This window comes from Agromyces indicus, from assembly GCF_031432295.1.
Classification (GTDB): domain Bacteria; phylum Actinomycetota; class Actinomycetes; order Actinomycetales; family Microbacteriaceae; genus Agromyces; species Agromyces indicus.
In genome coordinates this window covers 666,442-692,202 of the sequence record NZ_JAVKGS010000003.1, presented here as the reverse complement: position 1 = coordinate 692,202, position 25,761 = coordinate 666,442, and the positions used below count along the sequence as shown (strand labels likewise).

General features: G+C 73.5%; 24 protein-coding genes. 14 read left to right on the top strand and 10 right to left on the bottom strand.

The features are described from left to right. The first annotated feature begins 103 nt into the window (after positions 1-103). The 3 genes from RH861_RS13220 to RH861_RS13210 all read left to right on the top strand — a co-directional run bounded on the left by RH861_RS13220 (position 104) and on the right by RH861_RS13210 (position 3,246). On the top strand, positions 104-1,324 hold the full coding sequence (locus tag RH861_RS13220) for a LolA family protein (protein ID WP_310521356.1): 1,221 nt from the start codon (positions 104-106) through the stop codon (positions 1,322-1,324). Positions 1,325-1,334: 10 nt separating this feature from the next. Continuing rightward, a complete protein-coding gene (locus RH861_RS13215; protein ID WP_310521355.1) occupies positions 1,335-2,321 on the top strand; it encodes an ABC transporter ATP-binding protein in 987 nt (328 codons plus the stop codon). A gap of 142 nt (positions 2,322-2,463) precedes the next feature. Further along, positions 2,464-3,246 (top strand): ABC transporter permease, encoded by a 783-nt coding sequence (locus RH861_RS13210; RefSeq protein ID WP_486303611.1) that lies wholly within the window; start codon positions 2,464-2,466, stop codon positions 3,244-3,246. Positions 3,247-3,255: 9 nt separating this feature from the next. On the opposite strand, the gene RH861_RS13205 is transcribed toward RH861_RS13210, so the two are convergent. The 9 genes from RH861_RS13205 to RH861_RS13165 all read right to left on the bottom strand — a co-directional run bounded on the left by RH861_RS13205 (position 3,256) and on the right by RH861_RS13165 (position 11,344). After that, a complete protein-coding gene (locus tag RH861_RS13205; protein WP_310521354.1) occupies positions 3,256-3,810 on the bottom strand; it encodes an SAM-dependent methyltransferase in 555 nt (184 codons plus the stop codon). A 6-nt stretch (positions 3,811-3,816) separates the two neighbouring features. Then, the gene (locus RH861_RS13200) at positions 3,817-4,443 is read right to left on the bottom strand and encodes a pyridoxamine 5'-phosphate oxidase family protein (RefSeq protein ID WP_310521353.1); all 627 of its coding nucleotides are present in this window, start codon (positions 4,441-4,443) and stop codon (positions 3,817-3,819) included. 78 nt (positions 4,444-4,521) lie between these two features. After that, entirely contained in the window at positions 4,522-5,004 is a 483-nt protein-coding gene (locus RH861_RS13195; protein WP_310521352.1) for a nucleoside/nucleotide kinase family protein, read from the bottom strand. A gap of 39 nt (positions 5,005-5,043) precedes the next feature. Then, on the bottom strand, positions 5,044-5,934 hold the full coding sequence (locus RH861_RS13190) for an ABC transporter ATP-binding protein (RefSeq protein ID WP_310521351.1): 891 nt from the start codon (positions 5,932-5,934) through the stop codon (positions 5,044-5,046). Next, the gene (locus RH861_RS13185; protein ID WP_310521350.1) at positions 5,931-7,016 is read right to left on the bottom strand and encodes a putative F420-0 ABC transporter permease subunit; all 1,086 of its coding nucleotides are present in this window, start codon (positions 7,014-7,016) and stop codon (positions 5,931-5,933) included. The genes RH861_RS13190 and RH861_RS13185 overlap by 4 nt, the downstream gene beginning before the upstream one ends. Continuing rightward, a complete protein-coding gene (locus RH861_RS13180; RefSeq protein ID WP_310521349.1) occupies positions 7,016-8,035 on the bottom strand; it encodes a putative F420-0 ABC transporter substrate-binding protein in 1,020 nt (339 codons plus the stop codon). Before RH861_RS13180 ends, RH861_RS13185 begins: the two co-directional genes overlap by 1 nt. Positions 8,036-8,145: 110 nt before the next feature. Beyond that, positions 8,146-9,183, bottom strand: coding sequence for an NAD-dependent epimerase/dehydratase family protein (locus RH861_RS13175; RefSeq protein WP_310521348.1), 1,038 nt, complete (start codon positions 9,181-9,183; stop codon positions 8,146-8,148). A 67-nt stretch (positions 9,184-9,250) separates the two neighbouring features. Continuing rightward, the gene (gene cofD, locus RH861_RS13170; protein ID WP_310521347.1) at positions 9,251-10,315 is read right to left on the bottom strand and encodes a 2-phospho-L-lactate transferase; all 1,065 of its coding nucleotides are present in this window, start codon (positions 10,313-10,315) and stop codon (positions 9,251-9,253) included. Between the two features lie 39 nt (positions 10,316-10,354). Next, the gene (locus RH861_RS13165) at positions 10,355-11,344 is read right to left on the bottom strand and encodes a zinc-binding alcohol dehydrogenase family protein (protein WP_310521346.1); all 990 of its coding nucleotides are present in this window, start codon (positions 11,342-11,344) and stop codon (positions 10,355-10,357) included. A gap of 108 nt (positions 11,345-11,452) precedes the next feature. Here RH861_RS13165 and RH861_RS13160 point away from each other — a divergent pair, with 108 nt between their 5' ends. The 3 genes from RH861_RS13160 (at position 11,453) to RH861_RS13150 (ending at position 15,221) form a co-directional block, all read left to right on the top strand. Then, on the top strand, positions 11,453-12,100 hold the full coding sequence (locus tag RH861_RS13160) for a phosphoribosyltransferase (RefSeq protein WP_310521345.1): 648 nt from the start codon (positions 11,453-11,455) through the stop codon (positions 12,098-12,100). Between the two features lie 9 nt (positions 12,101-12,109). Next, positions 12,110-12,988 (top strand): LLM class flavin-dependent oxidoreductase, encoded by an 879-nt coding sequence (locus tag RH861_RS13155; RefSeq protein WP_310521344.1) that lies wholly within the window; start codon positions 12,110-12,112, stop codon positions 12,986-12,988. A 172-nt stretch (positions 12,989-13,160) separates the two neighbouring features. Continuing rightward, a complete protein-coding gene (locus RH861_RS13150) occupies positions 13,161-15,221 on the top strand; it encodes an elongation factor G (RefSeq protein ID WP_310521343.1) in 2,061 nt (686 codons plus the stop codon). A 39-nt stretch (positions 15,222-15,260) separates the two neighbouring features. Here RH861_RS13150 and RH861_RS13145 read toward each other — a convergent pair whose 3' ends face one another. Then, positions 15,261-16,655, bottom strand: coding sequence for an aminotransferase class I/II-fold pyridoxal phosphate-dependent enzyme (locus RH861_RS13145; RefSeq protein ID WP_310521342.1), 1,395 nt, complete (start codon positions 16,653-16,655; stop codon positions 15,261-15,263). A 262-nt stretch (positions 16,656-16,917) separates the two neighbouring features. Here RH861_RS13145 and RH861_RS13140 point away from each other — a divergent pair, with 262 nt between their 5' ends. The 8 genes from RH861_RS13140 to RH861_RS13105 all read left to right on the top strand — a co-directional run bounded on the left by RH861_RS13140 (position 16,918) and on the right by RH861_RS13105 (position 25,724). Next, the gene (locus tag RH861_RS13140) at positions 16,918-17,766 is read left to right on the top strand and encodes a nitrilase-related carbon-nitrogen hydrolase (protein WP_310521341.1); all 849 of its coding nucleotides are present in this window, start codon (positions 16,918-16,920) and stop codon (positions 17,764-17,766) included. 113 nt (positions 17,767-17,879) lie between these two features. Next, entirely contained in the window at positions 17,880-19,316 is a 1,437-nt protein-coding gene (gene hydA / locus RH861_RS13135) for a dihydropyrimidinase (RefSeq protein ID WP_310521340.1), read from the top strand. 9 nt (positions 19,317-19,325) lie between these two features. Continuing rightward, the gene (locus RH861_RS13130; RefSeq protein WP_310521339.1) at positions 19,326-20,342 is read left to right on the top strand and encodes a TIGR03842 family LLM class F420-dependent oxidoreductase; all 1,017 of its coding nucleotides are present in this window, start codon (positions 19,326-19,328) and stop codon (positions 20,340-20,342) included. Beyond that, complete coding sequence (locus RH861_RS13125; protein ID WP_310521338.1) at positions 20,339-21,316, top strand: ABC transporter permease; 978 nt, start codon at positions 20,339-20,341, stop codon at positions 21,314-21,316. The genes RH861_RS13130 and RH861_RS13125 overlap by 4 nt, the downstream gene beginning before the upstream one ends. Next, entirely contained in the window at positions 21,313-22,161 is an 849-nt protein-coding gene (locus RH861_RS13120) for an ABC transporter ATP-binding protein (protein ID WP_310521337.1), read from the top strand. The genes RH861_RS13125 and RH861_RS13120 overlap by 4 nt, the downstream gene beginning before the upstream one ends. Further along, on the top strand, positions 22,161-22,973 hold the full coding sequence (locus RH861_RS13115) for an ABC transporter permease (RefSeq protein ID WP_310521336.1): 813 nt from the start codon (positions 22,161-22,163) through the stop codon (positions 22,971-22,973). Before RH861_RS13120 ends, RH861_RS13115 begins: the two co-directional genes overlap by 1 nt. 142 nt (positions 22,974-23,115) lie before the next feature. Then, on the top strand, positions 23,116-24,276 hold the full coding sequence (locus tag RH861_RS13110) for an ABC transporter substrate-binding protein (RefSeq protein WP_310521335.1): 1,161 nt from the start codon (positions 23,116-23,118) through the stop codon (positions 24,274-24,276). 128 nt (positions 24,277-24,404) lie between these two features. Further along, positions 24,405-25,724 carry an aspartate aminotransferase family protein gene (locus tag RH861_RS13105; protein WP_310521334.1) on the top strand — a complete coding sequence of 440 codons (1,320 nt, stop codon included), beginning with the start codon at positions 24,405-24,407 and terminating at the stop codon, positions 25,722-25,724. Positions 25,725-25,761: the final 37 nt, after the last annotated feature.

Here is a 25,761-nt window from a genome sequence, read left to right as displayed (position 1 = left end):
ACCCTAGACCCGTCCGAGGTCGGCGGCAACCGATGGCGGACCGGATCCTGTGGGTTCACCGCGCTCCGGCCGCGGCGGCCTCGGGCGGGCGTAGCCTGATGGCATGAGCCCACGCGCCACCGGGCCGAACCGCGCCCGCGTCCTCGTTCCGGCCATCGGCGTGCCGATCGCGATCGCCGCCGCCGTCCTCGTGCCGATGCAGGCGACCGCCGCCGTCGACCTGCCCGACAAGACCGTCGAGGAACTGCTCGAGTTCGTCGAGGCGAGCGACGTCGAGTCGCTCTCGGGCACGATCGAGCAGCGCTCCGAGCTCGGCCTGCCCGACCTCGGCGCGCTGACCGGCGGGGGCAGCGGGGGCAGCGGGGGCAGCGACGAGACGGATGCTGCGGCATCCGCTGCGCTCGAGGAGCTCATCGCGCTCGCCACCGGCAGCTTCGACGCGAAGGTGTACCTCGACGACGACCGGACGCGGCTGCAGGTGCTCGACCGGATGGCCGAGCGGAACGTCTACCTCGGTCCGGACGAGGCGTGGTTCGTCGACTCCGAGACGCAGACCGCCACGCGGCTGACCGTGCCCGCCGACGCCGACCTCGAAGGGATCGAGGCCGACCTGCGAGCGAAGGCCGACGAGGCGAAGGCGAAGGCCGAGGCGGAGCTTCCGGAGGGTGCGGAGCTGCCGACCCCGCAGCAACTGCTCGACCGAGCGCTCGAACGGCTCGACGAGACGACCGAGGTGTCCGTCGGCACCGACGGCCGGGTCGCCGGACGCGACGCGTACGAGCTCGTGCTCGAGCCGCGCACCGACGAGACGCTCGTCGGCGAGATCCGCGTGGCGATCGACGGCGAGAACGGTGCGGCGCTCGCGGCATCCGTCACCGCCCGCGGGGCGAGCGAACCGGCGTTCTCGACCGGGTTCACCGACGTCTCGTTCGCCGCGCCCGACGCTGCGGTGTTCGCCTTCGAACCCGCCGACGGGTTCACCGTCACCGAGCAGGAACTGCCCATCCCCTCCACGGAGGAGTGGGCGCAGTGGCAGGCCGACGCCGAGGCGCGCGCCGAGGGCGACGACGGGGTCGCCCCCGACGCGCACGGCGACCGGCCCGTCGTGCACGGCGAGGGCTGGGCGACCGTGGTCGAGATGGACGCCGAGGAGGGCGGGCTCGCCGAGGCATCCGCGGCACTGGAGGCCCTGACCACCCCGGTCGACGGCGGTCGCGCGCTCCAGACCTCGCTGCTGTCGGTGCTCCTCACCGACGACGGCCGCGTGCTCGCCGGGTCGGTGCCCGTCGACGCGCTCGTCGAGTACGCCGCGTCGGACCGCTGACGGGGCGCCGGTGACCGAGCTCGCGATCGAGACGCACGGGCTCACCAAGCGCTTCCGCGCGCAGACGGCCGTCGACGGCATCGACCTCGCGGTGCCGCGCGGGTCGGTGTTCGGCTTCCTGGGCCCGAACGGGTCGGGCAAGACCACGACGATCCGGATGCTGCTCGGTCTCGTCGGTGCGACCGCGGGGCAGGCGCGCGTCCTCGGCGGCGACATGCCGCGCGCGCTGCACGACGTGCTGCCGCGCGTCGGCGCGCTCGTCGAGGGGCCCGCGTTCGCGCCCTTCCTCTCGGGCGCGGCGAACCTCCGCCGCTTCGACGCCGCCGACCGGCACGCCCCGCCCGCGACCCGCGCGGACCGCGTGGCCGGGGCGCTCGACCGCGTCGGCCTCGCGCACGCTGCGCGCAAGAAGGCCGGCGCCTACTCCCTCGGCATGAAGCAGCGACTCGGGCTCGCGAACGCGCTGCTCATGCCCCGCGACCTGCTCGTGCTCGACGAACCCACCAACGGCCTCGACCCGCAGGGCACGCGCGAGGTGCGCTCGCTCATCCGCTCGTTCGCCGCCGACGGCACGACGGTGTTCGTCTCGAGCCACCTGCTCGCCGAGGTCGAGCAGCTCTGCACGCACGTCGGCGTGATGAGCGCGGGGCGGCTGGTCGCGCAGGGCACGCTCGAGGAGTTCCGGCGGTCCGGCGAGTCGCGCGTCGAGGTCGTCACGCCCGATCCCGGGCCGGCTCGCGCGACGCTCGAGCGGCTGGGCCTGGCGACGGATGCCACCGGGCCGGCGCACGACTCGGACGCCGCGGCATCCGACGCGCTCGTCACGGCGCGGTTCACCGCTGACGACGGAATCGATGCCGGCGCCCCGACGGCCGACGCGATCGTCGTCGCGCTCGTCGCCGACGGCGTGCGCGTGCGCGGGTTCGCCGTGCGGCGCACGAGCCTCGAGCAGCGCTTCGTCGAACTGACGGGGGAGGGCTTCGATGTCGTCGCCTGAGCCGGATCTCGATACGGGCGTCGCGCGCCATACTCCGTCACCGACCGTGGATCGAGCAGGACGCGACGCGCCCGTATCGGGGCCGCGACCCGCTCCCGGATCGAGACCCGCGCTCGGCCTCGCACTGCTCGGCTCCGAACTGGTGACCCTCTTCCGGCGCTGGCGCACCTGGGCCATGCTCGCCGCGCTCGCGCTCATCCCGATCCTCATCGGCATCGCCATCCGGCTCGCCGGGCCCGCCGGCCCCGGGCGCGGACCGGCGTTCCTCGACCAGATCGCCGGGAACGGCCTGTTCGTCGGCGTGACCGCGCTCGTCGTCGCGACGCCGCTGTTCCTGCCGCTCACCGTCTCCGTCGTCGCGGGCGACACCATCGCCGGTGAGGCGAGCCTCGGCACCCTCCGCTACCTCGTGATCGCCCCGGCCGGCCGCATCCGCCTGCTCGTCGTCAAGTACCTCGTCGCCGCGGCCTTCTGCGTCGCCGCGGCCCTGACCGTGGTGGTGGTCGGCACGCTCGTCGGCTGGGCGCTGTTCCCGATCGGGCCGGTCACGCTGCTCTCGGGCGGGCAGATCTCGGTCGGCGAGGGGCTGCTGCGCTTCCTCGCGATCGGCGCGTTCGTCGCCGTGTCGATGCTGGGCCTTTCGGCGATCGGGCTGTTCGCGTCGACGCTGACCGTCGTGCCGGTCGGCGCGATGGCGGCGACGGCGATCCTGGCGGTGACCGCGCAGATCGTCGGCGCCATCCCGCAGCTCGAGTGGCTGCACCCGTTCCTGTTCACCGACCGCTGGTTCGACTTCGCCGACCTGCTGCGTTCGCCGCCATCGTGGGAGTCCTTCGCCGGCAACGCCCTCCTGCAGGGCGCCTACGCGGTGGTGTTCGGCGGCCTCGCCGCGTGGCGCTTCGCGACGCGCGACATCCTCTCGTAGCCGGCGCGGTCACCCGGCGACGGGGGCCGCGGTGCGCTCGGCGAGGATCCCCGAACCGTGCGGGGCCGCGAGGCGGTCGGTCACCGAGAACCACGGCGTCGCCCGGATCGCCGCCTCCACGCCGTCGAGGTGCCCCGCATCGGCGAGCGGCACCGGGCCGATGCCGTAGGCGATGAGCAGGCGACCGCCCGGCCGGACCGCGGCGGCCAGCGCCCGCAGCTCGGCGACCGCGGCCGAGGTCCAGAACACGTTGACGTTGACGCCGAACGCGGCGTCGAACGGGCCGAGCGATGCGTCCAGCGCGGCGAGCGGCGTCAGCACCACCTCGACGGACGCCGCGTCGGCGACGCGCTCCCGGATGCGCGCCACGGCCGTCGCCGACCGGTCGATCGCCACGATGGACGGCCGCCCCGTGGCATCCGTCGCCGCCAGGCGCTCGAGCAGCAGCTCGACCGACGCGCCCGTGCCCGACCCGATGTCGAGCACCCGTTCGCCGGGCTGCGGTGCGAGCACGTCGACGGCCCAGCGCACGCGCGCGGGAACGGATGCCGCGTCGGCGCCCACGCGGGCCTACCCGTAGATCCGCTCGGCGTACGACGGGCCGTAGTACTCGTCGAGCTCCTCGAGCGCGGCTGCGGGCTGCTCGATCGCCTTCGCGATGAGCGCGCGGCGACGCACGGCCTCCGGATGCCACGTCTCGGGCTCCCACGTGCGCGAGCGCAGGAACGCCTTCGAGCAGTGGAAGAACACCTCCTCGACGTCGACGACGAGCGCGAGCTCCGGCCGGTGGCGCTGCACGACCAGGTCGTCGAGGAAGGGCGCGTCGCGCACGATCGTCGCGCGCCCGTTGATGCGCAGCGTGTCGCCGCGGCCCGGCACGACGAACAGCAGCCCCACGCGCGGATTGCGCAGGATGTTGCGGAACCCGTCGACCCGCCGATTGCCGGGACGCTCGGGCAGGGCGATCGTGGTGTCGTCGAGCACGAGGGCGAATCCGGCCGGGTCGCCCTTCGGCGACACGTCGAGGCGGCCGTCATCGTCGCTCGTCGCGACGAACGCGAGCGGTGCCGCGGCGAGGAACTCCCGGTCCACCTCGTGCAGGCGATCGCGCGTCTTCGCCGCGACGCGCGGCAGCGGCGTGCCGACGATCGCCTCCAGCTCGTCGACGGTGGTCACCGGGATGCCGCGCTCGCTCATGGCCCCATCCTGCACCCGGGTTCGGCTCGAGCACAGACCGGCGGTGAGCGGATGCCGCGGCGCGAGCGGATGCTGCGGCTAGGACGCCGCGGGGCGGCGCTCGCCGAAGCTCGGCGGCAGCTTGCAGAGGTCGTAGAAGTACCGCTTCGGGGAGTCCTCGTCGGTCACGTCGACGTCGACGTTGACGCCCGAGTGCGGCAGGTCGTCGCCCGCGAGCGTCCACACCGTGAAGTGCCAGACGCCGCGGACGGCGTCGTTCAGGAGCCGTCGTCCGTCGACGACCAGCACCGCGTCCTCGTCCGCGCCGGGCAGCGTGCCGGAACGAAACGGCTCGATCGTGTCGCGGCGCAGCGTCGCCTCGTCGACGTCGCCCAGCGAGACCCGCACCGCGTGCTGGCCCCGCTCGCCGAGGATCGCCGCGAGGTCGTCCGCGAACCTCGCGGCGGGCGCGTCCGACGCGCCCTCGACCGCGACCAGGCGACGCCCGCGTCGCGAATTGTGCAGGAACTCCTCCGCCACCGATTCGACGAGGACCCGCCGGTTGTCGCTCAGCCCGCTCATCGCCTCAGGCTACGCCCGGACGAGCCGCGCGTCACCGCCCTACGGCGCGAACCCCTCCGGCCCGCCCGGGCCCGCGATCACGGATGCCGCCGCCGCGTCGGTCCCGTCCGTCGGCGGGTCGGCGGCGTGCCCGTCCGCCCGCTCGGCGAAGGCGATGAGCGGCCGACCGGTCGACGGATGCCGGAGCACGTGCGCCTCCACGCCCCACACCGTGCGGATCAGCTCGGGCGTGAGCACCGCCGCGGGCGGCCCGGCGGCGACCACGGCGCCGTTCGCGAGCACCACGACGTGGTCGGCGTACGACGCCGCGAGCGACAGGTCGTGCAGCGCGGCGAGCACGCTGAGCCCGTCGTCGGCGAGGCGACGCAGCAGCCCGAGGGTTGCGAGCTGGGCGCGGATGTCGAGGTGGTTCGTCGGTTCGTCGAGCAGCAGGAGCTCGGGCTCCTGCGCGAGCGCGCGGGCGAGGTTCACGCGCTGGCGCTCGCCGCCCGAGAGCTCGTCGTAGCGGCGCTCGGCGAACTCGGCGGCGCCCGCGGCGAGCATCGAGCGCGCGACGATCTCGCGGTCGCGCGACGTGTCGCCGCCCCACGCCGACTGGTGCGGGATCCGTCCGAGCCCGACGACGTGGTCCGCCCGGAGGCCGGTCGGCGCCTGGACGTCCTGCTCGACGAGCGCGATCCGGCGGGCGCGCTCACGGCGGCGCAGCGAGACGAGGTCGTCGCCGTCGAGGGTGAGCGCCGCGACATCCGCTGCCTCGACGCCCGCGACCAGGTGGAGGAGCGTCGACTTGCCGGCGCCGTTCGGGCCGAGGAGCGCCCCGACCGCGCCGCGGGGGACGGTGATGTCGATGCCGTCGACGACGAGCCGCGAGCCGCGCGCGAACGAGACCCGGGACGCCTCGAGGCCCGCTCCGGGCCGCAGCGCGCTCACGAGGTCCTCCGGGCGCGCAGCATGAGCGCCGCGAAGACGGGCCCGCCGACGAGGGCCGTGAGGATGCCGACCGGCAGTTCGCGCGGGTCGAAGAGCGTGCGGGCGCCCGTGTCGACCCAGATCAGGAAGACCGCGCCGGCCAGCGCCGACAGCGGCAGCATTGCGCGGTGACGCGAGCCGACCACGAGTCGCACCGCGTGCGGCAGGATCAGCCCGACGAAGCCGATCGCGCCGCTCACCGCGACGAGCGCACCCGTGAGCAGGGCCGTCGCGACGAGCAGCAGCGCCCGCGTGCGGGGCACGTGCACGCCCAGGGCGGATGCCGCGGTGTCGCCGAACGCGAAGGCGTCGAGCGTGCGTCCCGTCGTCAGCAGCGGCACGCCCACGAGGAGCAGCGCGCCGCCGGCCAGGGCGACGGCGGGCCAGTCGGCGCCGGACAGCGACCCGAGCAGCCAGTTGAGGATCTCGCGGTAGCTGTCGTTCGTGGCGCTCCAGAAGATGACGAGGCTCGTGATCGCGCCGAACACCGCCGAGACCGCGAGCCCGGCGAGCACGGTGGTCGTCGGGCTGAGTCCTCCCGCGGCCCGGGCGAGGCCGAGCGTGGCCGCGAGGGCCGCGAGCGCCCCGGCGAACGCCGCGACCGGCAGCGCGACGGCCAGCCCGAGCACGAGCACCACCACCGCGCCGACCGACGCGCCCGACGAGAGTCCGAGCAGGTACGGGTCGGCGAGCGGGTTGCGGGTCATCGCCTGCATGACGACGCCGCAGATCGCGAGGCCCGCGCCGACCGCGGCGGCGGTGAGCACGCGCGGCATCCGGAGCTCCCAGACGATGCCGTCGCGCAGCGGCGACAGCGTCGCCTCGCCGAGTCCGAGGTGCGCGGCGATCGAGGCGAGCACGTCGGCCGGTGCGAGCCCCGCAGGGCCGATGGTCACGGCGAGCACGACGGATGCCGCGAGCAACCCGATGAGCGCGAGGCCCGCGCCGATCGCACGCGCGGGCCCGCCGCGCGGCGCGGCGCCCGCGGGTCGACGGGACGCCGCGCCCGCGGCATCCGTCGACCTGCTCGCCTGCACCGTCATCAGAGCGCCCCGAGCTGCTCCACGATCGCGGCGACCGCGTCGACGTTGCGCACCCCGGCCTCGGTGGCGGGGAAGTCGACGATCACGTAGCGGCCCTGCTGCACGGCCGGCATCGCGGCGGTCGCCGGGTTGCCCTCGAGCTTGGCGATCTTCGACTCCGCGGTGTTCCAGGCCGCGTCGACGAGCACGATCACGTCGGGGTCCGCGTCGACGACGGCCTCCCACGACAGCGAGGTCCACGAGTCGCGCACGTCGGCGACCACGTTCTCGAGCCCGGCGGCCTCCATGATCATCTGCGGCGCACCGGTGCCCGCGCCCACGAACGGCTGGTCGTCGCCCGACGAGTACCAGAGCGCGGTGAGCCCGGCGTCGCTCGGTTCGATGGCGTCGAGCGCGGCGCGGTGCTCCGCGACGAGGTCGGCCGCGGCATCCGTCACGCCGAAGATCTCGCCGGCCTGCTCGAACCCGGCGAAGACGCCGTCGAAGGTGAGCGGATCGGGCCGGTAGCCCTCGCCCTGGCACGCGGCGGGCGCGACGTAGGTGCGCACGCCGAGCTGCTCGAGCGTGGCCCGGTCGCCCGCGCCCTCGGCGGTGAGGTTCGACTCCCATCCGGCGAACACGAGGTCGGGCTCGGCGGCGAGCGTCGCCTCCTGCGACGGCACCCGGTCGGAGAGCGTCTCGATGCCCTCCGCGGCGTCGGCGTACTCCTCCGGCACGGGTCCGTCGGTGAAGGCGGCGCCGACCACGCGGTCCTCCAGGCCGAGGGCGAGCAGCAGCTCGAGCGTCGACGACTTGATGGTCACGACCCGCTCGGGGGCCTGCTCGAACGTCACCTCGGTGCCGCAGTTGTCGATCGTGAGCGGGAAGCCGGATGCGGCGGCATCCGTGGTGCCCTGCGAGTCGGTGCCGGCGTCGGCGCTGGCCGCGCACCCGGCGAGCAGGGCGACGGATGCCGCGGCGGCGACGATCGCGCCGGAACGACGGACGGCGCGGCGGGCGGGGCGGGGCGATGCGGGCATGGAACCTCCGGGATGGCGTGCGTGTTCGGGATCCCGACAGACGTCGGCGAATCGCGGCCCAATCCCGGGCCGACTCCACCGGTCAAGCCCGACCGGCGGTCCGGACCAGTCTATGCCGATGGCGGCGACGACGGGGAGAGCGGCGGCGAGGCCGGCACGTGGGCGCCCTCCCCGATGCCGTCGAGCACCTCCCGCAGCGCCTCGGTCGATCGGTGCCGGGGCTCCCAGCCGAGTTCGGTCCGCGCCCGCTCGGTCGACATGACCGGCACGGTGACCGCGAGGTCCAGCCAACCGGGGTCGGTCGCGTGGATGCCGAGGGCCCAGCTCGCCCACACCGCGCTCCGGGCGACCTCGAACGGCACCGGCACGACCGCCCGGGCGCCGAGCACACGGCGGAGCGCCTCGGGGTCGAGGACGGGTTCGGCGGCGATGTTGAACGCCCCGCCGGCGCGCTGCTCGACGATGCGCGTGATCGCGTCGCCGAGGTCGTCGGCGTGCACCGCCTGGCCGACGGCGCGACGGGGGATCGGCAGGACGGGCAGGCGGATGCGACCGAGCCACCGAGTCGGGCGGTGCCGGCCGATGAAGAGGCGCGCGAGCTCGGCCGCGGCATCCCGCTGGAACACGAACCCGGGTCGCACGCGCGTGAGGCGCACCTGCGGGTGGTCCCGTTCGAGGGCGTCGAGCATCCGCTCGGTCGCCGCCTTGTGCCGGCTGTAGTGCGACGTGTGCACGCCGCCGGTCGGCCAGCGCTCGTCGACCCGGGTCGCCTTCGGGCCGGGACTGTAGGAGGCGACCGAGGTCACGACGACGAGGTGCGGCACGCCCGCGTCGACCGCCGCGGCGATCGCGTGCCGATGCCCGTCGACGTTGGTCGCCCGCATGATGCGCTCGCGCCGGTTCGGCTGGAGCAGCCAGGCGAGGTGCACGACCGCGTCGGCACCGGCGAAGAGCCGGGCGAGCCGCCCGCGCGAGCGCGGGTCCGAGACGTCCGCCTCATGCCACTGGACGTCCGCGTACGGCGCCGTGCCGGCGTTCGGTCGCCGGCGCGCGATGCCGACGAGCTCGTGCTCCTGCTCCGACTCCTGCAGCCGCCGCAGCAGGCCCGATCCCACGTTGCCGGTCGCCCCGACGATGACGATGCGCATGCGTCCGCCTCCGATCTCCGGGCGACGCTACGGGTCGCGGCGCTCGCCCGCACGGGGTTGACGCGGATCAGCGGCCGGTGCGCACGCGTTCGGCGAGGTCGAGCGCGTCGCCGGCGAGCGCGGCCGACGTGTCGAGGTCGCGCATCCAGAGGGGCACGGATGCCGCGGCGATGCCCTCGGCCTCGAGCGCGGGCACCGCGGCCGCATCGGTCTCGTCGACGAGCCACCCGTCGAGCAGGCCCGTCGCCGCGGGGTCGACGTCGGCGGCGCGACGTGCGCCGTAGTGCCGGGCGACGGCCGCGGCATCCGTCTCGATCCCGATGGCCGACAGGCACGCGTCGGCCATGCCGCGCACCACGCGTCCGCCGATGATGGGGGAGACGCCGACGACGGGCGCCGCGGTCGCGGCGAGCGCCTCGCGGATGCCCGGGACGGCGAGGATCGTGCCGATCGACACCACCGGGTTGGACGGAGCGAGCAGGACGACGTCGGCGTCGGCGATGGCCGCCTCGACGCCCGGTGCGGGTCGTGCGGCGGCGATGCCGTGCTGCGTGAAGCCGAGGGCGGGGATCGCGGCGCGGTGCCGGGTCCACCACTCCTGGAAGTGGAGTTCGTCGCGCCCGTCGGCGCCGGGCGACGCGGGGTCGATGCGCACGTGCGTGTCGACCTCGGCGTCGGTCGCCGGCAGGAGCCGGACGCCGAGCGTCCACCGCCGCTGCAGGCGGTCGGCCACCTCGGAGGGCGTGCGCCCGTCGCGCAGCCACGACGTGCGGGCCAGGTGCGTGCCGAGGTCGAGGTCGCCGAGCGTGAACCACGGCCAGCCGACGCCCCACTCGCGCAGCTCCGCCGCCACCCGCTCGGTCTCGCCCGCGCGCCCCCAGCCGCGCTCGACGTCGTTCACGCCTGCGAGGGCGTACAGGAGGGAGTCGAAGTCGGGCATGAGCCGTACGCCCGCGAGCCAGAGGTCGTCGCCGGTGTTCACGACGACGGTGAGCTCGGCGGCGGTCGCCGGGGTGCCGTCGGCGGCGGGCGTCGCGCCGGGTCCGGCAGGCCGGCGTCGCGCGCACTCCTCGCGCAGCCCCCGCACGAACCGGGCACCCCCGACCCCGCCCGCGAGCACCGTGATCCGCATCGTTCCACGCTACCGCTCGCGCCCCGCCCGTCTCCCGGGTCAGGCGTCGCGCACGAGCACGAGCGAGCCCGACGCCCGCCCCGAGCGCAGGTCGTCGACCGCCTCGGGCGCCCGGTCGAACGCGTAGGGCGTCGCCGTCGCCCGCAGCCCGAGGGTGCGCGCGACCCGCAGGAACTCGTCGCCGTCGGCCCGGGTGTTCGCGGTGACGCTGCGGAGGTCGCGCTCGAGGAACAGGTGCTCGGCGTAGGTCATCGCCGGGACGTCGCTCAGGTGGATGCCGGCGACCACGACCGTGCCGCCGCGCGTCGTCGCCCGCAGCGCGAGCGGCACGAGGTCGCCCGCCGGCGCGAACACGATCGCCGCGTCGAGCGGCTCGGGCGGGTCCGCTCGCTCGTCGCCCACGAACGCCGCGCCGAGGTCACGTGCGAGCTCGCGGTTCGCCGCACCGCGGGTCATCGCCGCGACCGTCGCCCCCGACGCCATCGCGAGCCGGGCGGTCAGGTGGGCGCTCGAGCCGAAGCCGTAGACGCCGAGCAGCCCGCCCGGCGGCAGGTTGGCGCGTCGCAGCGCCCGGTGGCCGATGATGCCCGCGCAGAGCAGCGGGGCGATCGCCACGGGGTCGGCGTCGGCCGGCAGCGGGTAGGCGAACGCCTCCGAGACCGTGGCGTACTCGGCGTACCCGCCGTCGGCGTCCCACCCGGTGAACGTCGCCGCCGGGCACAGGTTCTCGCGGCCCGAGCGGCACCACCGGCACGAACCGCACGTCGCGCGGAGCCAGGCGATGCCGACGAGGTCGCCCTGCCGCACCCGCTGCACGCGCGGACCGACGCCCACGACGCGCCCCACCACCTGGTGGCCGGGGACCACGGGGGAGCGGTGGGGCGCCAGCTCGCCGTCGATCACGTGCAGGTCGGTGCGGCACACCCCGCACGCGACCACCTCGACGACGAGCTCGTCGCCCGCCGGTTCGGGCTCCGGCAGGGGCGACGCAGTCAGCGTGCCGTCGCCCGCCGTGATCCAACCGTCCACCGCGATCCTCCCGCCGTGCCGTCGTCCTCCCAGTCTGGCGAGCCCGAGTCCGGTGCCGCGGGACCTCCGACCCCTGCCCGCGGCATCCGTCGACGCGACCATGGAAGGGTGTTCCGCGATCGGGCCGATGCGGGGGCCCAGTTGCTCGCTCGACTGGACCGGTTCCGCGGCGAGGACGCCGTGGTGCTGGGACTCCCGCGCGGCGGCGTGCCGGTCGCGGCCGAGGTCGCGCGGGGCCTGGGCCTGCCGCTCGACGTGATCGTGGTGCGCAAGCTCGGCCTGCCGCACGAGCCGGAGGTCGCCATGGGCGCGATCGGCGAGGGCGGCGCGCGCCTGGTCGACGCCGAACTGCTCGGACAGGCCGGCGTGTCGATCGCCCAGCTGTCCGCGGTGGAGCGCCGCGAGCGCGCCACGCTCGAACGACGCGTGCGCCTGCTCCGGCGCGGCGCCGATCCGATCCTGCTCGAGGGTCGCACCGCGATCGTGGTCGACGACGGCCTCGCCACCGGGTCCACCGCCGAGGTGGCGTGCCGGGTGGCGCGAACCCTGGGCGCCCGGCGCGTGGTGCTCGCCGTGCCGGTGGGGCCGACGGATGCCGCGGCGCGGGTGCCGTCGGCCGACGAGGTCGTGTGCGTCGAGACCCCCGCGTCGTTCCACGCGGTCGGGCAGCGCTACGAGGACTTCTCGCCGACGAGCGACGAGGAGGTCGCGGCGCTGCTCGAAGCCGCCCGCCGCAGGACGGGTCGAACGGCGTAGCGTTGCGGCATGCCCGACTACGGCCAGCCCATCGAGTTCGGCACCTTCATCACGCCCTCCGCGCTCGACCCGCAGCGCACCGTCGCGCTCGCCGTCGCCGCCGAGGAGGCCGGATACGAGTTCGCCACGTTCCAGGACCACCCGTACCAGCCGAGGTTCCTCGACACCTGGACCCTGATGAGCTGGGTCGGCGCGCGCACGAACCGCATCCGCATCTCGGCGAACGTGCACAACCTGCTGCTGCGTCCGCCGGCCGTGCTCGCGCGCGCCGCGGCATCCCTCGACCTGCTCACCGGCGGCCGCGTGGTGCTCGCGCTCGGCGCGGGCGGGTTCGCACAGGCCGCCGAGGCGATGGGGGCACCGGTCCGCACGCCGGCGGAGTCGGGCGACGCGCTCGCCGAGGCGATCGCGGTGATCCGCGAACTGCACGACACGGATGCCGCGGGCGGGGTGTTCCTCGACCACCGCTTCCATCCCATCCGCGGGGCCAAGCGCGGGCCGGCGCCCGTGCAGCGGCCGATGCCCATCTGGCTGGGCGTGCTGAAGCCCAAGGGTCTCCGGCTCGTGGGACGCGCGGCCGACGGGTGGCTGCCCTCGCTCGGGCGTCTCGAGGACGGCACCGCGTCGCTCGACGCGGGGCACGCCGTCATCGACCGCGCGGCCACGGCCGCGGGGCGCGACCCCCGCGGCATCCGTCGACTGCTGAACATCGGGCCGCGCGAGGCGCGACCCGACGTCATCGCCGACCTCGCGACCCGCCACGGCGTCTCGACGTTCATCGTGACCGGCGACGACGAGGCGTTCGTCGCCGACGTCGCCGCCCGGGTCGCGCCCGAGGCCCGGGCGCTCGTCGCCGACCGCCGCGCCGCCGCACCGGTGGTCGAGTAGCCGCCGAAGGCCGCGTATCGAGACCGGGACCGCTGACCGCCGCGCCGCCGCATCGGTGGTCGAGTAGCCGCCGAAGGCCGCGTACCGAGACGCCGGGACCTCCGACCTCTGGCGCTCGCGGCGCGACCGCGCGACGATGGACCCACGGATCCGCAGCGGCGCGGGAGGCCCCATGAACGACGCATCGACTCCGACCCACCGGACCATCGCCCTCGTGGGCGCGGCCGGCTCGGGCAAGACCACCCTCGCCGAGGCGCTGCTGCATCGCGCCGGCGCCATCCCGAGGGCGGGCAGCGTCGAGAACGGCACGACCGTCTGCGACCACGAGCCCGAGGAGATCGCCCGCCACACGAGCCTCGGACTCTCGCTCGCCTGCTTCGACTGGACCGGCCCCGACGGCACGGCGTACGCGGTGACGCTCGCCGACACCCCCGGGCATCCCGACTTCGTGGGCGGCGTCGACGCGGCGCTGTCGATCGCGGATATCGCGGTCGTCGTCGTGAGCGCGGTCGACGGGGTCACCGGCGGCACGCGGTCCGTGTGGGCCGCCGCCGAGGCCGCGGGCGTGCCGCGCGTGGTCGTCGTGACGCAGGAGGACAAGGCTCGTGCCGACTTCCGCCGCGTGCTCGCCGAACTGCGCGACGCGTTCGGCGACCACCTGTGGGCACTCGAGTTGCCGCTCGGCGAGGAGGCCGGGTTCCGCGCGATCGCCGACGTGCTCAGCGAACAGGCGCACGTGTACGACGACACCGGCCACCACCACGACGAGCCGCTGCCGCCCGAGGCGGCGGACGAGGAGCACCGGATGCACGTCGAGGTGACCGAGGACATCGTGTCGCACGATGACGCCCAGCTCGAGGCGTACCTCGAGGGGCAGGAGCCCTCGGTCGCCGAACTCGAGCGCACCTTCGCCCGCGAGGTCGCGGCGGGTGAGGCCGTGCCCGTGCTCGTGTGCTCGGGCGTCACCGAAGCGGGGGTGGACCGCGTCGCCGATCTCGTCTGTGAACTCACGCCCGCCGCCACCGATCGCGACGGGCGCATCCGTGTCGGGGAGGGCACGGGCGGCGCCGAGGTGAAGGTGGCGCCGAACCCGGCGGGCGAGACCGTCGTCCACGTGTTCCGCACGGTCGCCGATCCGTTCGTCGGCCAGGTGTCGATGCTCAAGGTGCTCTCGGGCACGCTCCGCACGGGCGACAGGCTGCGCAACGCCACGACCGGCGCCGACGAGCGCATCCACGGGCTGTTCCGGCTGCGCGGCAACGAGCACCTCACCGCGGGCACGCTCGCCGCGGGCGAGGTCGGTGCGGTCGCGAAGCTCACCGGGTCGCCGTCGGGTTCGCTGCTGTGGTCGCGGCCCACCGGCACGGCGCGCCCGGCGATGCTGCCCGAGCGGCCGCCGGTCTACGCGGTGAGCCTCGACCCGGCCTCCCAGTCCGACGACGAGAAGATGTCGGGCGCGCTCTCGCGGCTCGTCGCCGAGGATCCGACCCTCGTGGTCGACCGTGCCGGCGACCAGACCGTGCTGCGGGGCCTCGGCGACACCCACCTCGCCGTCGCCGTCGAGCGGCTCGCCCGCGTCTTCGGGGTGCACGTGAACACGGGGCCCGCGCCCGTCGCGTACCGGGAGACGATCGCGGGCTCGGCACAGGTCGAGGGCAAGCTCAAGAAGCAGTCGGGCGGGCACGGGCAGTTCGCCGTCGTGCAACTGCGCGTCTCGCCCCTGCCGCCCGGAAGCGGGTTCGAGTTCGTCGACTCGGTCACGGGCGGCGCGGTGCCGCGCCAGTACATCGGCGCCGTCGAGAAGGGCGCGCGCGACGCGCTCGCCGCGGGCGGACCGCAGGGGCACCCGGTGGTCGACGTGCGCGTCGAGCTGTACGACGGCAAGTCGCACTCGGTCGACTCATCCGAGATGGCGTTCCGCACCGCGGCATCCATCGGGGTGAAGGCGGCGCTCGCCGAGGCGGGCACCGTGCTGCTCGAGCCCGTGTCGGCGGTGACGGTGACCGTGCCGAACGACCTGCAGGGCGCGGTGCTCACCGACCTGTCGGGCCGTCGCGGACGCGTGCACGCGACCGAGGCGGCCGACGGCGGGCGAGCCCGCGTCGTCGCGCACGTGCCCGAGGCCGAGCTCGCGCGCTACGTGCTCGACCTGCGCTCGATCACCGCCGGCCAGGCCGAGCTCACGATGTCCCCCGACCACTACGCCAAGGCCCCGAACCACTCCCGCGCCTGACCCGCGCGCTCGCCTGCCTCGCCCGTGTCGGGGTGACCCTCAGTAGCCGCCGGCGGCGAGGTGGCGGGCCGCGCTCGCGAGCGCGTCGGCGACGGATGCCGCATCCTCCCGCACCACGCCCACGGTGACCCGCACGAACTCGCCCTCGGGCCCGCGGCGCGCCCCCGCCACCACGGCCCCGCCCGCCGACGCGGCGAGGAACGGCGTCCCGCCGGCGACCCGGATGCCGGCCGCCGCGAGCTGGACGAGCGTCGACCGCTCCGACAGGACGGGCATCCACAGGTTGATCCCGTCGGCGTGCGCGACCGGCACCCCACGCGAGCGCAGTGCGTCGCCGAGCGCCCGCTGCCGGGTGTAGTACGCGCGCCGGGCCTCGGCGACGGCGTCGATCGCGGCGCCGTCCGTCAGCAGGTCGAGCAGGATCGACTGCAGCAGCCGCGAGGTCCAGCCCGGGCCGAGCATGCGCCGGGCCATGATGCGGCCGACGAGGTCGCGCGGCCCGCCGACCGCGGCGATGCGCAGGTCGGGGCCGTGCGACTTGGCGAAGCTGCGCACATGCACGACGCGGCCGGGCAGGTGCGTGCCGAGGGTCACGTCGCCCTCGGTCGAGATGAGTCCCGAGTGGTCGTCCTCGATGACGACGAGGTCGTCGACGCCCTCGGCCGAGCGGATGACGCGCGCGAGCGCCTCCACGCGCTCGGGCGTCATCGACGCGCCCGTCGGGTTCTGCGCGCGCGGCTGCAGGAGCACCGCGCTCGGTCGGCGTCGCAGGGCCGCCGCGAGTCCGTCGGGCGACATCCCGTGCTCGTCGATCGCGACGGGGACGGCCTCGGCGCCGAGCAGGTCGAGCAGGTCGAGGAACGGCGGGAACCCGGGGTGCTCGACGACGACGCGGTCGCCGAAGCGCACCACCTGGTCGAGGGTGCGCGAGATCGCGTCGAGCGCGCCGTCGACGACCACGAGGGCCTCGGCGTCGCTCGGCCACGACCGGCGCAGCACCGCGGCGAGCGCGGGCAGCACGGGCTCGTCCTGGTAGCTGCCGACGTCGGCCCGGGCCGAGATGCGCGAGATCGCCGCGCCGAGCGGCGGCAGCAGGAGCGGGTCGGGCGTGCCGCGCGACAGGTCCAGCCGCACCGGGTCGTCGGGTGCGGCCATGCCGCGCATGCGCGTGGCGGGACCCTCGGCGGCACCGCGCCGCACGAAGCTACCCGCACGACCCCGTGACTCGATCAGCCCGGCGCGCGCGAGGGCCTGCCAGGCCTGGCTCACCGTGGCCGGGCTCACCCCCAGTTCGGAGGCCAGCTCGCGCACGGTGGGCAGCCGGGCGCCGCCGGCGAGTTCGCCGCTGTTGACCAGTCGTGCCAGGTCTCCCGCGATGCCGCGCGGGGTCGTGTCGTCGAAGGGCGCGAGCGAGCGCAGCTCGGTGACATCCATGCGAAGAGCAGATCCCACCATTGCCTCCTCACGCAGCAGGGGACAGGATGTTTAACCACCGCGTCACAGACTGAAACACAAGGGAAATGTTCACGCCGAAGAATAACAGAACGGGTCGCAAGCCCCGTTCGGCACCCGTCGCCGGCCCGCAGCCGACGACGGTCCTCGGCACCATTGCTCGGCGTCGCGGCACGCAAGGCAGGCACTAGTCCCACGGCCTGTCCAGCGGGCGGCAACGGCGCCGACCGACTCAGGAGGCAACATGACGATCGTTCGAGCGGCCATCACCCAGACGACCTGGACGGGCGACAAGGAGTCGATGCTCGACAAGCACGAGCAGTTCGCCCGGCAGGCCAAGGAGCAGGGCGCCCAGGTGATCTGCTTCCAGGAGCTGTTCTACGGTCCGTACTTCGGCATCACGGAAGACGTGAAGTACTACGACTACGCCGAGCCGGCCGACGGGCCGATCGTGCAGCGCTTCGCGAAGGTCGCCAAGGAGCTCGGCATGGTCATGATCCTTCCCATCTACGAGGAGGAGCAGCCCGGCGTGTACTACAACACCGCGGTGGTCGTCGACGCCGACGGCGAGATCCTCGGCAAGTACCGCAAGCACCACATCCCGAACCTCGAGAAGTTCTGGGAGAAGTTCTACTTCCGTCCCGGCAACCTCGGCTACCCGGTGTTCAACACCGCCGTCGGCCCCGTTGGCGTCTACATCTGCTACGACCGGCACTTCCCCGAGGGATGGCGCGAGCTGGGCCTGAACGGCGCGCAGATCGTCTTCAACCCCAACGCCACCAAGCCCGCGCTCTCCAACCGCCTCTGGGAGATCGAGCAGCCCGCCGCCGCGGCCGCCAACGGCTACTTCGTCGCCGCGCCCAACCGCGTCGGCAAGGAGGACAACGAGTACGGCGACCTCGCGGTGACCTTCTACGGCAAGAGCCAGTTCGTCGACCCGCGCGGCAACCTCGTCGGCGACTACGGCTCCGAGGAGCACGAGGAGGTCGTCGTCCGCGACCTCGACCTCGACCTCATCCGCGAGGTGCGCAACACGTGGCAGTTCTACCGCGACCGCCGGCCCGACTCGTACGAGGCCATCCCGAAGCCGTAACCCGACCGAGTCGGTGATCGAGTAGCGAGCGAAGCGAGCGTACCGAGATCGCGTCACCGGGTCTCGATACGGCCGCAGGCGGCCTACTCGACCACCGGGAACAAGGAGAAGCAATGACGACCACCCTCATCTCCGGCGGCACCGTGGTGAGCGCGACCGGGCGCGTCGAGGCCGACGTGCTCGTCGACGGCGAGCGCATCGTCGCCGTGCTGCAGCCCGGCAGCGAGCTCATGGGCACGGATGTCGCGGCATCCGTCGACCGGGTCATCGACGCCACCGGCAAGTACGTGATCCCCGGCGGCATCGACGCGCACACGCACATGCAACTGCCGTTCGGCGGCACCGAGGCATCCGACACCTTCGAATCGGGCACGCGGGCCGCCGCGCACGGCGGCACCACCTCGATCATCGACTTCGCGGTGCAGACCTACGGGCAGCGCATCGAGGACGGCCTCGCCGCCTGGCACGAGAAGGCCGGCGGCAACTGCGCGATCGACTACGGGTTCCACCAGATCGTCGGCGACGTCAACGAGGCGTCGCTCGCGGCCATGCGGAAGCTGCCCGACGAGGGCATCACGAGCTTCAAGATGTTCATGGCCTACCCCGGCGTCTTCTACTCGGATGACGCGCAGATCCTCCGGGCCATGCAGGTGTCGCGCGACACGGGGCTGCTCACGATGATGCACGCCGAGAACGGGCCCGCGATCGACGTGCTCGCCCAGCAGCTCATCGACGAGGGCAAGACCGACCCGCACTACCACGGCATCGCCCGCGCGTGGGAAATGGAGGAGGAGGCCACCCACCGCGCGATCATGCTCGCGAAGCTGACGGGCGCACCGCTCTACGTGGTGCACGTGTCGGCGAAGCAGGCGGTCGAGCAGCTGGCCTGGGCGCGCGACCGCGGCCAGAACGTCTACGGCGAGACCTGCCCGCAGTACCTCTACCTGTCGCTGGAGGACCAGCTCGGCGCGAAGAGCGACGAGTGGGGCGCGTTCGAGGGCGCGAAGTGGGTGTGCTCCACGCCGCTCCGCAGCCGCGCCGAGGGCCACCAGGACTCGATGTGGCAGGCGCTGCGCACGAACGACCTGCAGATGGTCTCGACCGACCACTGCCCGTTCTGCATGAAGGACCAGAAGGAGCTCGGCCTCGGCGACTTCCGCAAGATCCCCAACGGCATCGGCTCGATCGAGCACCGCATGGACCTCATGTACCAGGGGGTCGTCACGGGCGAGATCACGCTCGAGCGCTGGGTGGAGCTCACGAGCACGACCCCGGCGCGCATGTTCGGGCTGTACGGCACGAAGGGCGTCATCCAGCCCGGCGCCGACGCCGACATCGTCGTGTACGACCCGAACGGCCACACGTCGATCGGCCTCGAGAAGACCCACCACATGAACATGGACTACTCCGCATGGGAGGGATACGAGATCGACGGCAAGGTCGACACGGTCATGAGCCGCGGCAAGGTCGTCGTCGAGGACGACACGTACGTCGGCGCCAAGGGCGACGGGCGCTTCCTCAAGCGCGGCCTCAGCCAGTACCTCATCTAAGGAGCACGGATGGAATTCGGAGCGGTCCTGCAGACCAACCCCCCGGCATCGCGCACGATCCAGCTCGCGAAGCTCGCCGAGGTGCACGGCTTCAGCCACGTGTGGACGTTCGACTCGCACATCCTCTGGCAGGAGCCCTACGTCATCTACAGCCAGATCCTCGCGCAGACCCAGCGCATCAAGGTCGGCCCGTTCGTGACGAACCCGGCGACGCGCGACTGGACGGTCACGGCATCCGTCTTCGCGACGCTCAACGAGATGTTCGGCAACCGCACGGTCTGCGGCATCGGCCGGGGCGACTCGGCGGTGCGCGTGACCAACGGCAAGCCGACGACGATGACGGAGCTGCGGGAGTCAATCCACGTGATCCGCGAACTCGGCAACTCCCGGCCGGTCGAGTACCACGGCTCCACCATCCGATTCCCGTGGAGCAGGGGCTCCGAGCTCGAGGTGTGGGTGGCCGCCTACGGACCGATGGCGCTGCGGGTCGCGGGCGAGGTCGGCGACGGGTTCATCCTGCAGCTGGCCGACCTCGACGTCGCCGCGTGGATGATCAAGACCGTCCGGGATGCCGCGGAGAAGGTCGGGCGGGACCCGATGTCGGTGAAGTTCTGCGTCGCCGCGCCCATGTACATCGGCGACGACTGGGGGCACATGCGCGACCAGTGCCGGTGGTTCGGCGGGATGGTGGGCAACCACGTCGCCGACATCGTCGCCAAGTACGGGGCGCACGGCACGGTGCCCGACGCGCTCACCGACTACATCCGCGGGCGCGAGGGGTACGACTACAACACGCACGGCAAGGCCGAGAACGACCACGTCGACTTCGTCCCCGACGAGATCGTCGAGCGGTTCTGCGTGCTCGGGTCGGCCGACCAGCACATCCGGAAGCTGAAGGCCCTCGCCGAACTGGGCGTCGACCAGTTCGCCGGGTACCTCCAGCACGACAACAAGGAGGAGACGCTGCGGGTCTACGGCGAGACCGTGATCCCGGCGCTCTCCGAGCACGTCGCGGCGAAGTCATGACCGACCTGCGCGAGCGCGAGACGGCCGACGCCGTCCCGGGAGGCGTGCCCGGCGGCATCCGCTCGGCCGGGCGCGCCGGGCGCGTCGGACGCTCGCGTCGCGCCGGCCGGACCGCCGCCGCGTGGGCCTGGGGCCTCGCCGGCATCCTCGCCCTCGCCCTGCTCTGGGAGGGCTACAAGTTCCTCGCCCCGGCGGACGGCGTCGTGATCGCGGGCACCAGGGTGCTGCCGCGCTCGACCGACCTCGCCATGCCGCACGTCTGGGACATGATCGCCCGCCTCGCCGAACCCGTGACGCGCTCGCCGTCGGCGCAGCCGCTGTGGCTCGTCGTGCTGCTCGCGGCGCTCACCACGCTCGGCATCGCCGCCGCCGGGTGGCTCGTGGGCGTCGTCGTCGGCATCGGGCTCGCGCTCGTCATGCAGCGGTGGCGGATCGCCGAGTGGGGCCTGCTGCCCTGGATCGTGCTCAGCCAGACCGTGCCGCTCATCGCGTTCGCGCCGGTCGTGAAGAGCTGGGGGTCGCGCGTCGAGATCGGCGCGTTCGAGTGGCAGGACTGGATGTCGGTCGCGCTCATCGCGAGCTACCTCGCGTTCTTCCCGATCGCGGTCGGCGCGCTGAAGGGCCTGCAGTCGCCCGACCGCATCCACACCGAGCTCATGCAGACGTACGCCGCCGGCTACTGGCAGACCCTCGTGAAGCTCCGGTTCCCCGCGGCCGTGCCGTACCTGCTCCCGGCACTCCGGCTCGGCGCCGCGAACGCCGTGATCGGCGCGGTCGTCGCCGAGGTGTCGACGGGCCTGCAGGGCGGCATCGGCCGCATCCTCATCCAGTTCGCCGGGCAGGCCTCCGGCGACCCCGCCAAGGCGTGGGGCCCGATCTTCGGTGCGATCCTCCTCGGCCTCGTCGCCGCGGGCTCGGTCGCCCTGCTCGGCGCCATCCTGAAGAACTACCGACGATCCGAGGAGTCCGCATGACGGAGGCCACCCCCACCACGCCCGACTCGACGGCCGCCGTCGAAGTGCGCGGCGTCGACAAGGTGTTCGAGACCCGCACCGGCCAGGTGCACGCCCTCGACGCCATCGACCTCGCCATCGCGCCGGGCGAGTTCATCTCGCTCATCGGGCCGAGCGGATGCGGCAAGTCCACCCTCATGCGCCTCATCGCCGACCTCGACGAGCCCACCGGCGGCACGCTCACCGTCTTCGGCAAGACCGCCCGCCAGGCCCGGCTCGACCAGGACTACGGCATCGCGTTCCAGCAGGCGGGCCTGCTGCCGTGGCGCACCGTCGCGGCCAACGTCGCCCTGCCGCTCGAGCTGCACGGCGTCGGCTCCGCGGAACGACGCAGCCGCGTCGAGCACCTGCTCGACATGGTCGGCCTGTCGGACTTCGCCGACCGCTACCCCGACCAGCTCTCCGGCGGCATGCAGCAGCGCGTCGCGATCGCCCGCGCGCTCGCCGAGCAGCCGCGCCTCCTGCTCATGGACGAGCCGTTCGGCGCGCTCGACGAGATGACGCGCGAGAAGATGCAGACCGAGCTCGTGCGCATCTCCGCCGAGACGGGCGCCGCCGTCGTGTTCGTCACCCACTCGATCCCCGAGGCCGTGTTCCTCTCCGACCGGGTCGTCGTCATGTCGCCGCGGCCCGGTCGCATCCAGCAGGTCGTGCCCATGCGGCTCGGCGCGGAGGCCGAGCGGGCCGCGCGCACCGAGGAGCTCCGCGAGGAGCGCGCGTTCTTCGACATGGTCACCGCGGTGCGCGAGGCGCTGCACGGCGGCTCGCCCGTGTCATCCGGCCCGCGCGGGGTGGAGACCCGCTGATGAGCGCGACGACCGCCGGGCGACCGACCCGCATGAGCCCCCGCACCGAGGCGGCGCTGCGCGTCGTCGCGCCCATCGCGGTCGGGCTCATCGTGCTCGGCGTCTGGCAGTTCCTCGTCAGCGTCGTCGGCGTCTCCGACTACCTGCTGCCGAGCCCGGCGTCGATCATCGAGCAGTTCGTCGCGTTCTTCCCGTCGATCCTCGCCGCGACCCTCATCACCGGGACCAACGCCCTGCTCGGACTCATCGTCGGTTCCCTGCTCGGCATCCTCCTCGCCTCGCTCGCCGCGCGCTGGAAGGTCGTCGACCGGATGAGCGCCCCGATCGTCGCGGCGCTCGCCGTGGTGCCGATCGTGGCCCTCGCGCCCGTGCTGAACTCGATGTTCGGCGCGGACAGCCAGTTCGGCCGGCAGGCGATCGCCGCGCTCGCCTCGTTCGTGCCGGTGTTCATCAACACCCTGCGCGGATTCCGGCAGACCCAGCCCGTGCACCGCGACCTCATGAAGGCGTACGCCGCGAACTCGCAGCAGGTGATGCGCGTGCTGACGCTGCCGACCGCGGTGCCGTTCGTGCTCACCGGCATCCGCATCGCCTCGTCGCTCGCCGTCATCTCGGCCCTCGTCGCCGAGTACTTCGGCGGCCCGCGCGGCGGGCTGGGATCGCTGATCTCGACCTCGGCGGCATCCAGCGCCTATGCGCGCGCGTGGGCGTACGTGCTCGCCTCGATCGTGCTCGGCCTCGTCTTCTACCTCGCGACGCTGGCCCTCGAACGGATCGTGCTGCGCCGCGGCCCCGGCGGAGGTGCGCGATGACGCGCCCGGCGCCGGCCCCGCGGCATCCGCTCGCCCGCACCGCCCACCACGCGGTCAGGCGCAGGCGTCCCCGCCCTGCAGGGGATGGCACCACCATCACCACCAGCACCATCGCACGCACCGGGAACCAGGAAGGACCGACATGAAGCACAGCACACGCCGCGGACTCGCGGCCGGAGCGTTCGCCGTCTCGGCGGCACTGCTCCTCTCCGCCTGCGCGGGCGGCGACTCGGGCGACGGCGGCGGCAACGGCGCCACGGGCGGGGGCGAGGGCGAGCTCACGCCCGTCAAGCTCCAGCTCCAGTGGCTGCCGCAGGGCCAGTTCGCCGGCTACTTCGCGGCCGTCGAGAACGGCTACTTCGAGGAGGAGGGCCTCGAGGTCGAGATCATCCCGTCCGGCGGCGACATCGTGCCGCAGGACGCGCTCGCCAACGGCGACGTCGACTACGCGATCGCCTGGGTGCCGAAGGTGCTCGGCTCGATCGAGCAGGGCGCCAACCTCACCAACGTCGCGCAGATCTTCCAGCGCTCGGGCACCCTGCAGGTGTCGTGGGCCGACTCCGACATCGAGTCGGTGGCCGACTTCGAGGGCAAGAAGATCGGCTCGTGGGGCTTCGGCAACGAGTGGGAGATCTTCGCGGCCATGGCCGCCGAGGGCCTCGACTCGTCGACCGTCGAGATCATCACGCAGGACTTCAACATGAACGCGTTCCTGCAGGGCGACATCGACGCGGCCCAGGCCATGACCTACAACGAGTACGCGCAGCTGCTCGAGACGGTGGACCCCGACACGGGTGAGCTGTACACGCCCGAGGACTTCAACGTCATCAGCTACGAGGACACCGTGGGCGCCATGCTGCAGGACGCGATCTGGGCCGACACCGAGCGCCTCGAGAGCGACGAGGAGTACCAGGAGACCACGGTCGCCTTCCTCAAGGCGGTCATCAAGGGCTGGGCCTTCGTGCGCGACAACCCCGAGGAGGCGTCCGAGATCACGATCGCGGCCGGCTCCGGCTGGGGCCCGAGCCACGAGCTGTGGATGGTCAACGAGACCAACAAGCTCATCTGGCCCGCCGAGAACGGCATCGGCGTGATCGACGAGGAGGCCTGGAACCGCACGGTCGAAGGCGCCCTGTCGGCGGTCAACGAGTCGGGCGCGAGCCCGATCACGGAGGAGCCGCCCGCCTCGGCGTGGACCAACGAGTACATCGAACGGGCCATCGAGGAGCTCGGCGACGAGGTCGACACGACCGGCGAGTCCTTCGAACCCATCGAGGTCACCCTCAACGAGGGCGGCAACTAGCACCACCCGGTGGTCGAGTGGGCGCGCAGCGCCGTATCGAGACCCGTGCAGCGATCTCGGTACGCGTCCGGCTCCGCCGGGCGCTACTCGACCACCGGAACCCGAACCGCACGAAAGGCAGCGACGCCATGACCGACAACCTCACCGAAGGGCTCGACCAGCTCGCACGCGAGCTCGACGCCGAGCACGTGTTCCACTCGTGGTCGGCCCAGGGCAGCCCGCCGCAGCTGGTCATCGCGAGCGGACGCGGCACGACCGTGTGGGACCACGCGGGCAAGGAGTACCTCGACTTCTCGAGCCAGCTCGTGAACGTCAACATCGGCCACCAGCATCCGGCGGTGGTGCAGGCCATCATCGAGCAGGCGGGCCTGCTCGCCACGGTCGCCCCGTCGGCCGTGAACCTCGCGCGCGGCGAGGCGGCCAAGCGCATCGTCGCCCGCGCCCCCGAACGGCACTCCAAGGTCTTCTTCACCAACGGCGGCGCCGACGCCAACGAGAACGCGATCCGGATGGCGCGCCTGCACACCGGTCGCGACACGGTCCTCTCGACGTACCGCTCGTACCACGGCAACACGGGCGCGGCGATCGTCGCGACCGGCGACTGGCGCCGCGTGCCCAACCGCTTCGCGCGCGGCCACGTGCACTTCTTCGGGCCGTACCTGTACCGCTCCGAGTTCTGGGCGACGACGCCCGAGGAGGAGTCGGAGCGCGCGCTGCACCACCTGCGGCGCGTCGTCGAGGCCGAGGGCCCGTCGTCGATCGCGGCGATCCTCGTCGAGACCGTCCCGGGCACGGCGGGCGTGCTCATCCCGCCGCCCGGCTACCTCGCGGGCGTCCGGGAGCTCTGCGACCGGCACGGCATCGTGCTGATCGTCGACGAGGTGATGGCGGGCTTCGGCCGCACCGGACGCTGGTTCGCGTTCGACGGCTACGACGTGACGCCCGACCTCATCACCTTCGCCAAGGGCGTGAACTCGGGCTACGTGCCCGTGGGCGGCGTCATCATCTCCGACGAGATCGCCGCCGACTTCGACGAGCGCGTCTTCCCGGGCGGGCTCACCTACTCGGGCCACCCGCTCGCGATGGCCTCGATCGTCGGCTCGATCGATGCCATGGAATCCGAGGGCATCGTCGACCATGCGCGCGAGGTCGGCGCGGAGGCGATCGCGCCCGCCCTGTCGGAGCTCGCCGAGAAGCACCGCGTCATCGGCGAGGTGCGCGGCGAGGGCGTGTTCTGGGCGATGGAGCTCGTCGCCGACCCCGAGACGCGCGAACCGCTGCCGGCCGTCGAGATGGGCCGCATCAAGGGCGCGCTCGTCGAACGCGGGCTGCTGCCGTTCATCGCCGACAACCGCATCCACGTGGTGCCGCCCTGCGTGGTCACCGCCGACGAGGTCGCCCAGGCGGCGGCCGTCTACGACGAGGTGCTCGGCACCGTCTCCCTGTGAGGCGGATGCCGCGGCATCCGTCGCCGTCTTCACCGAC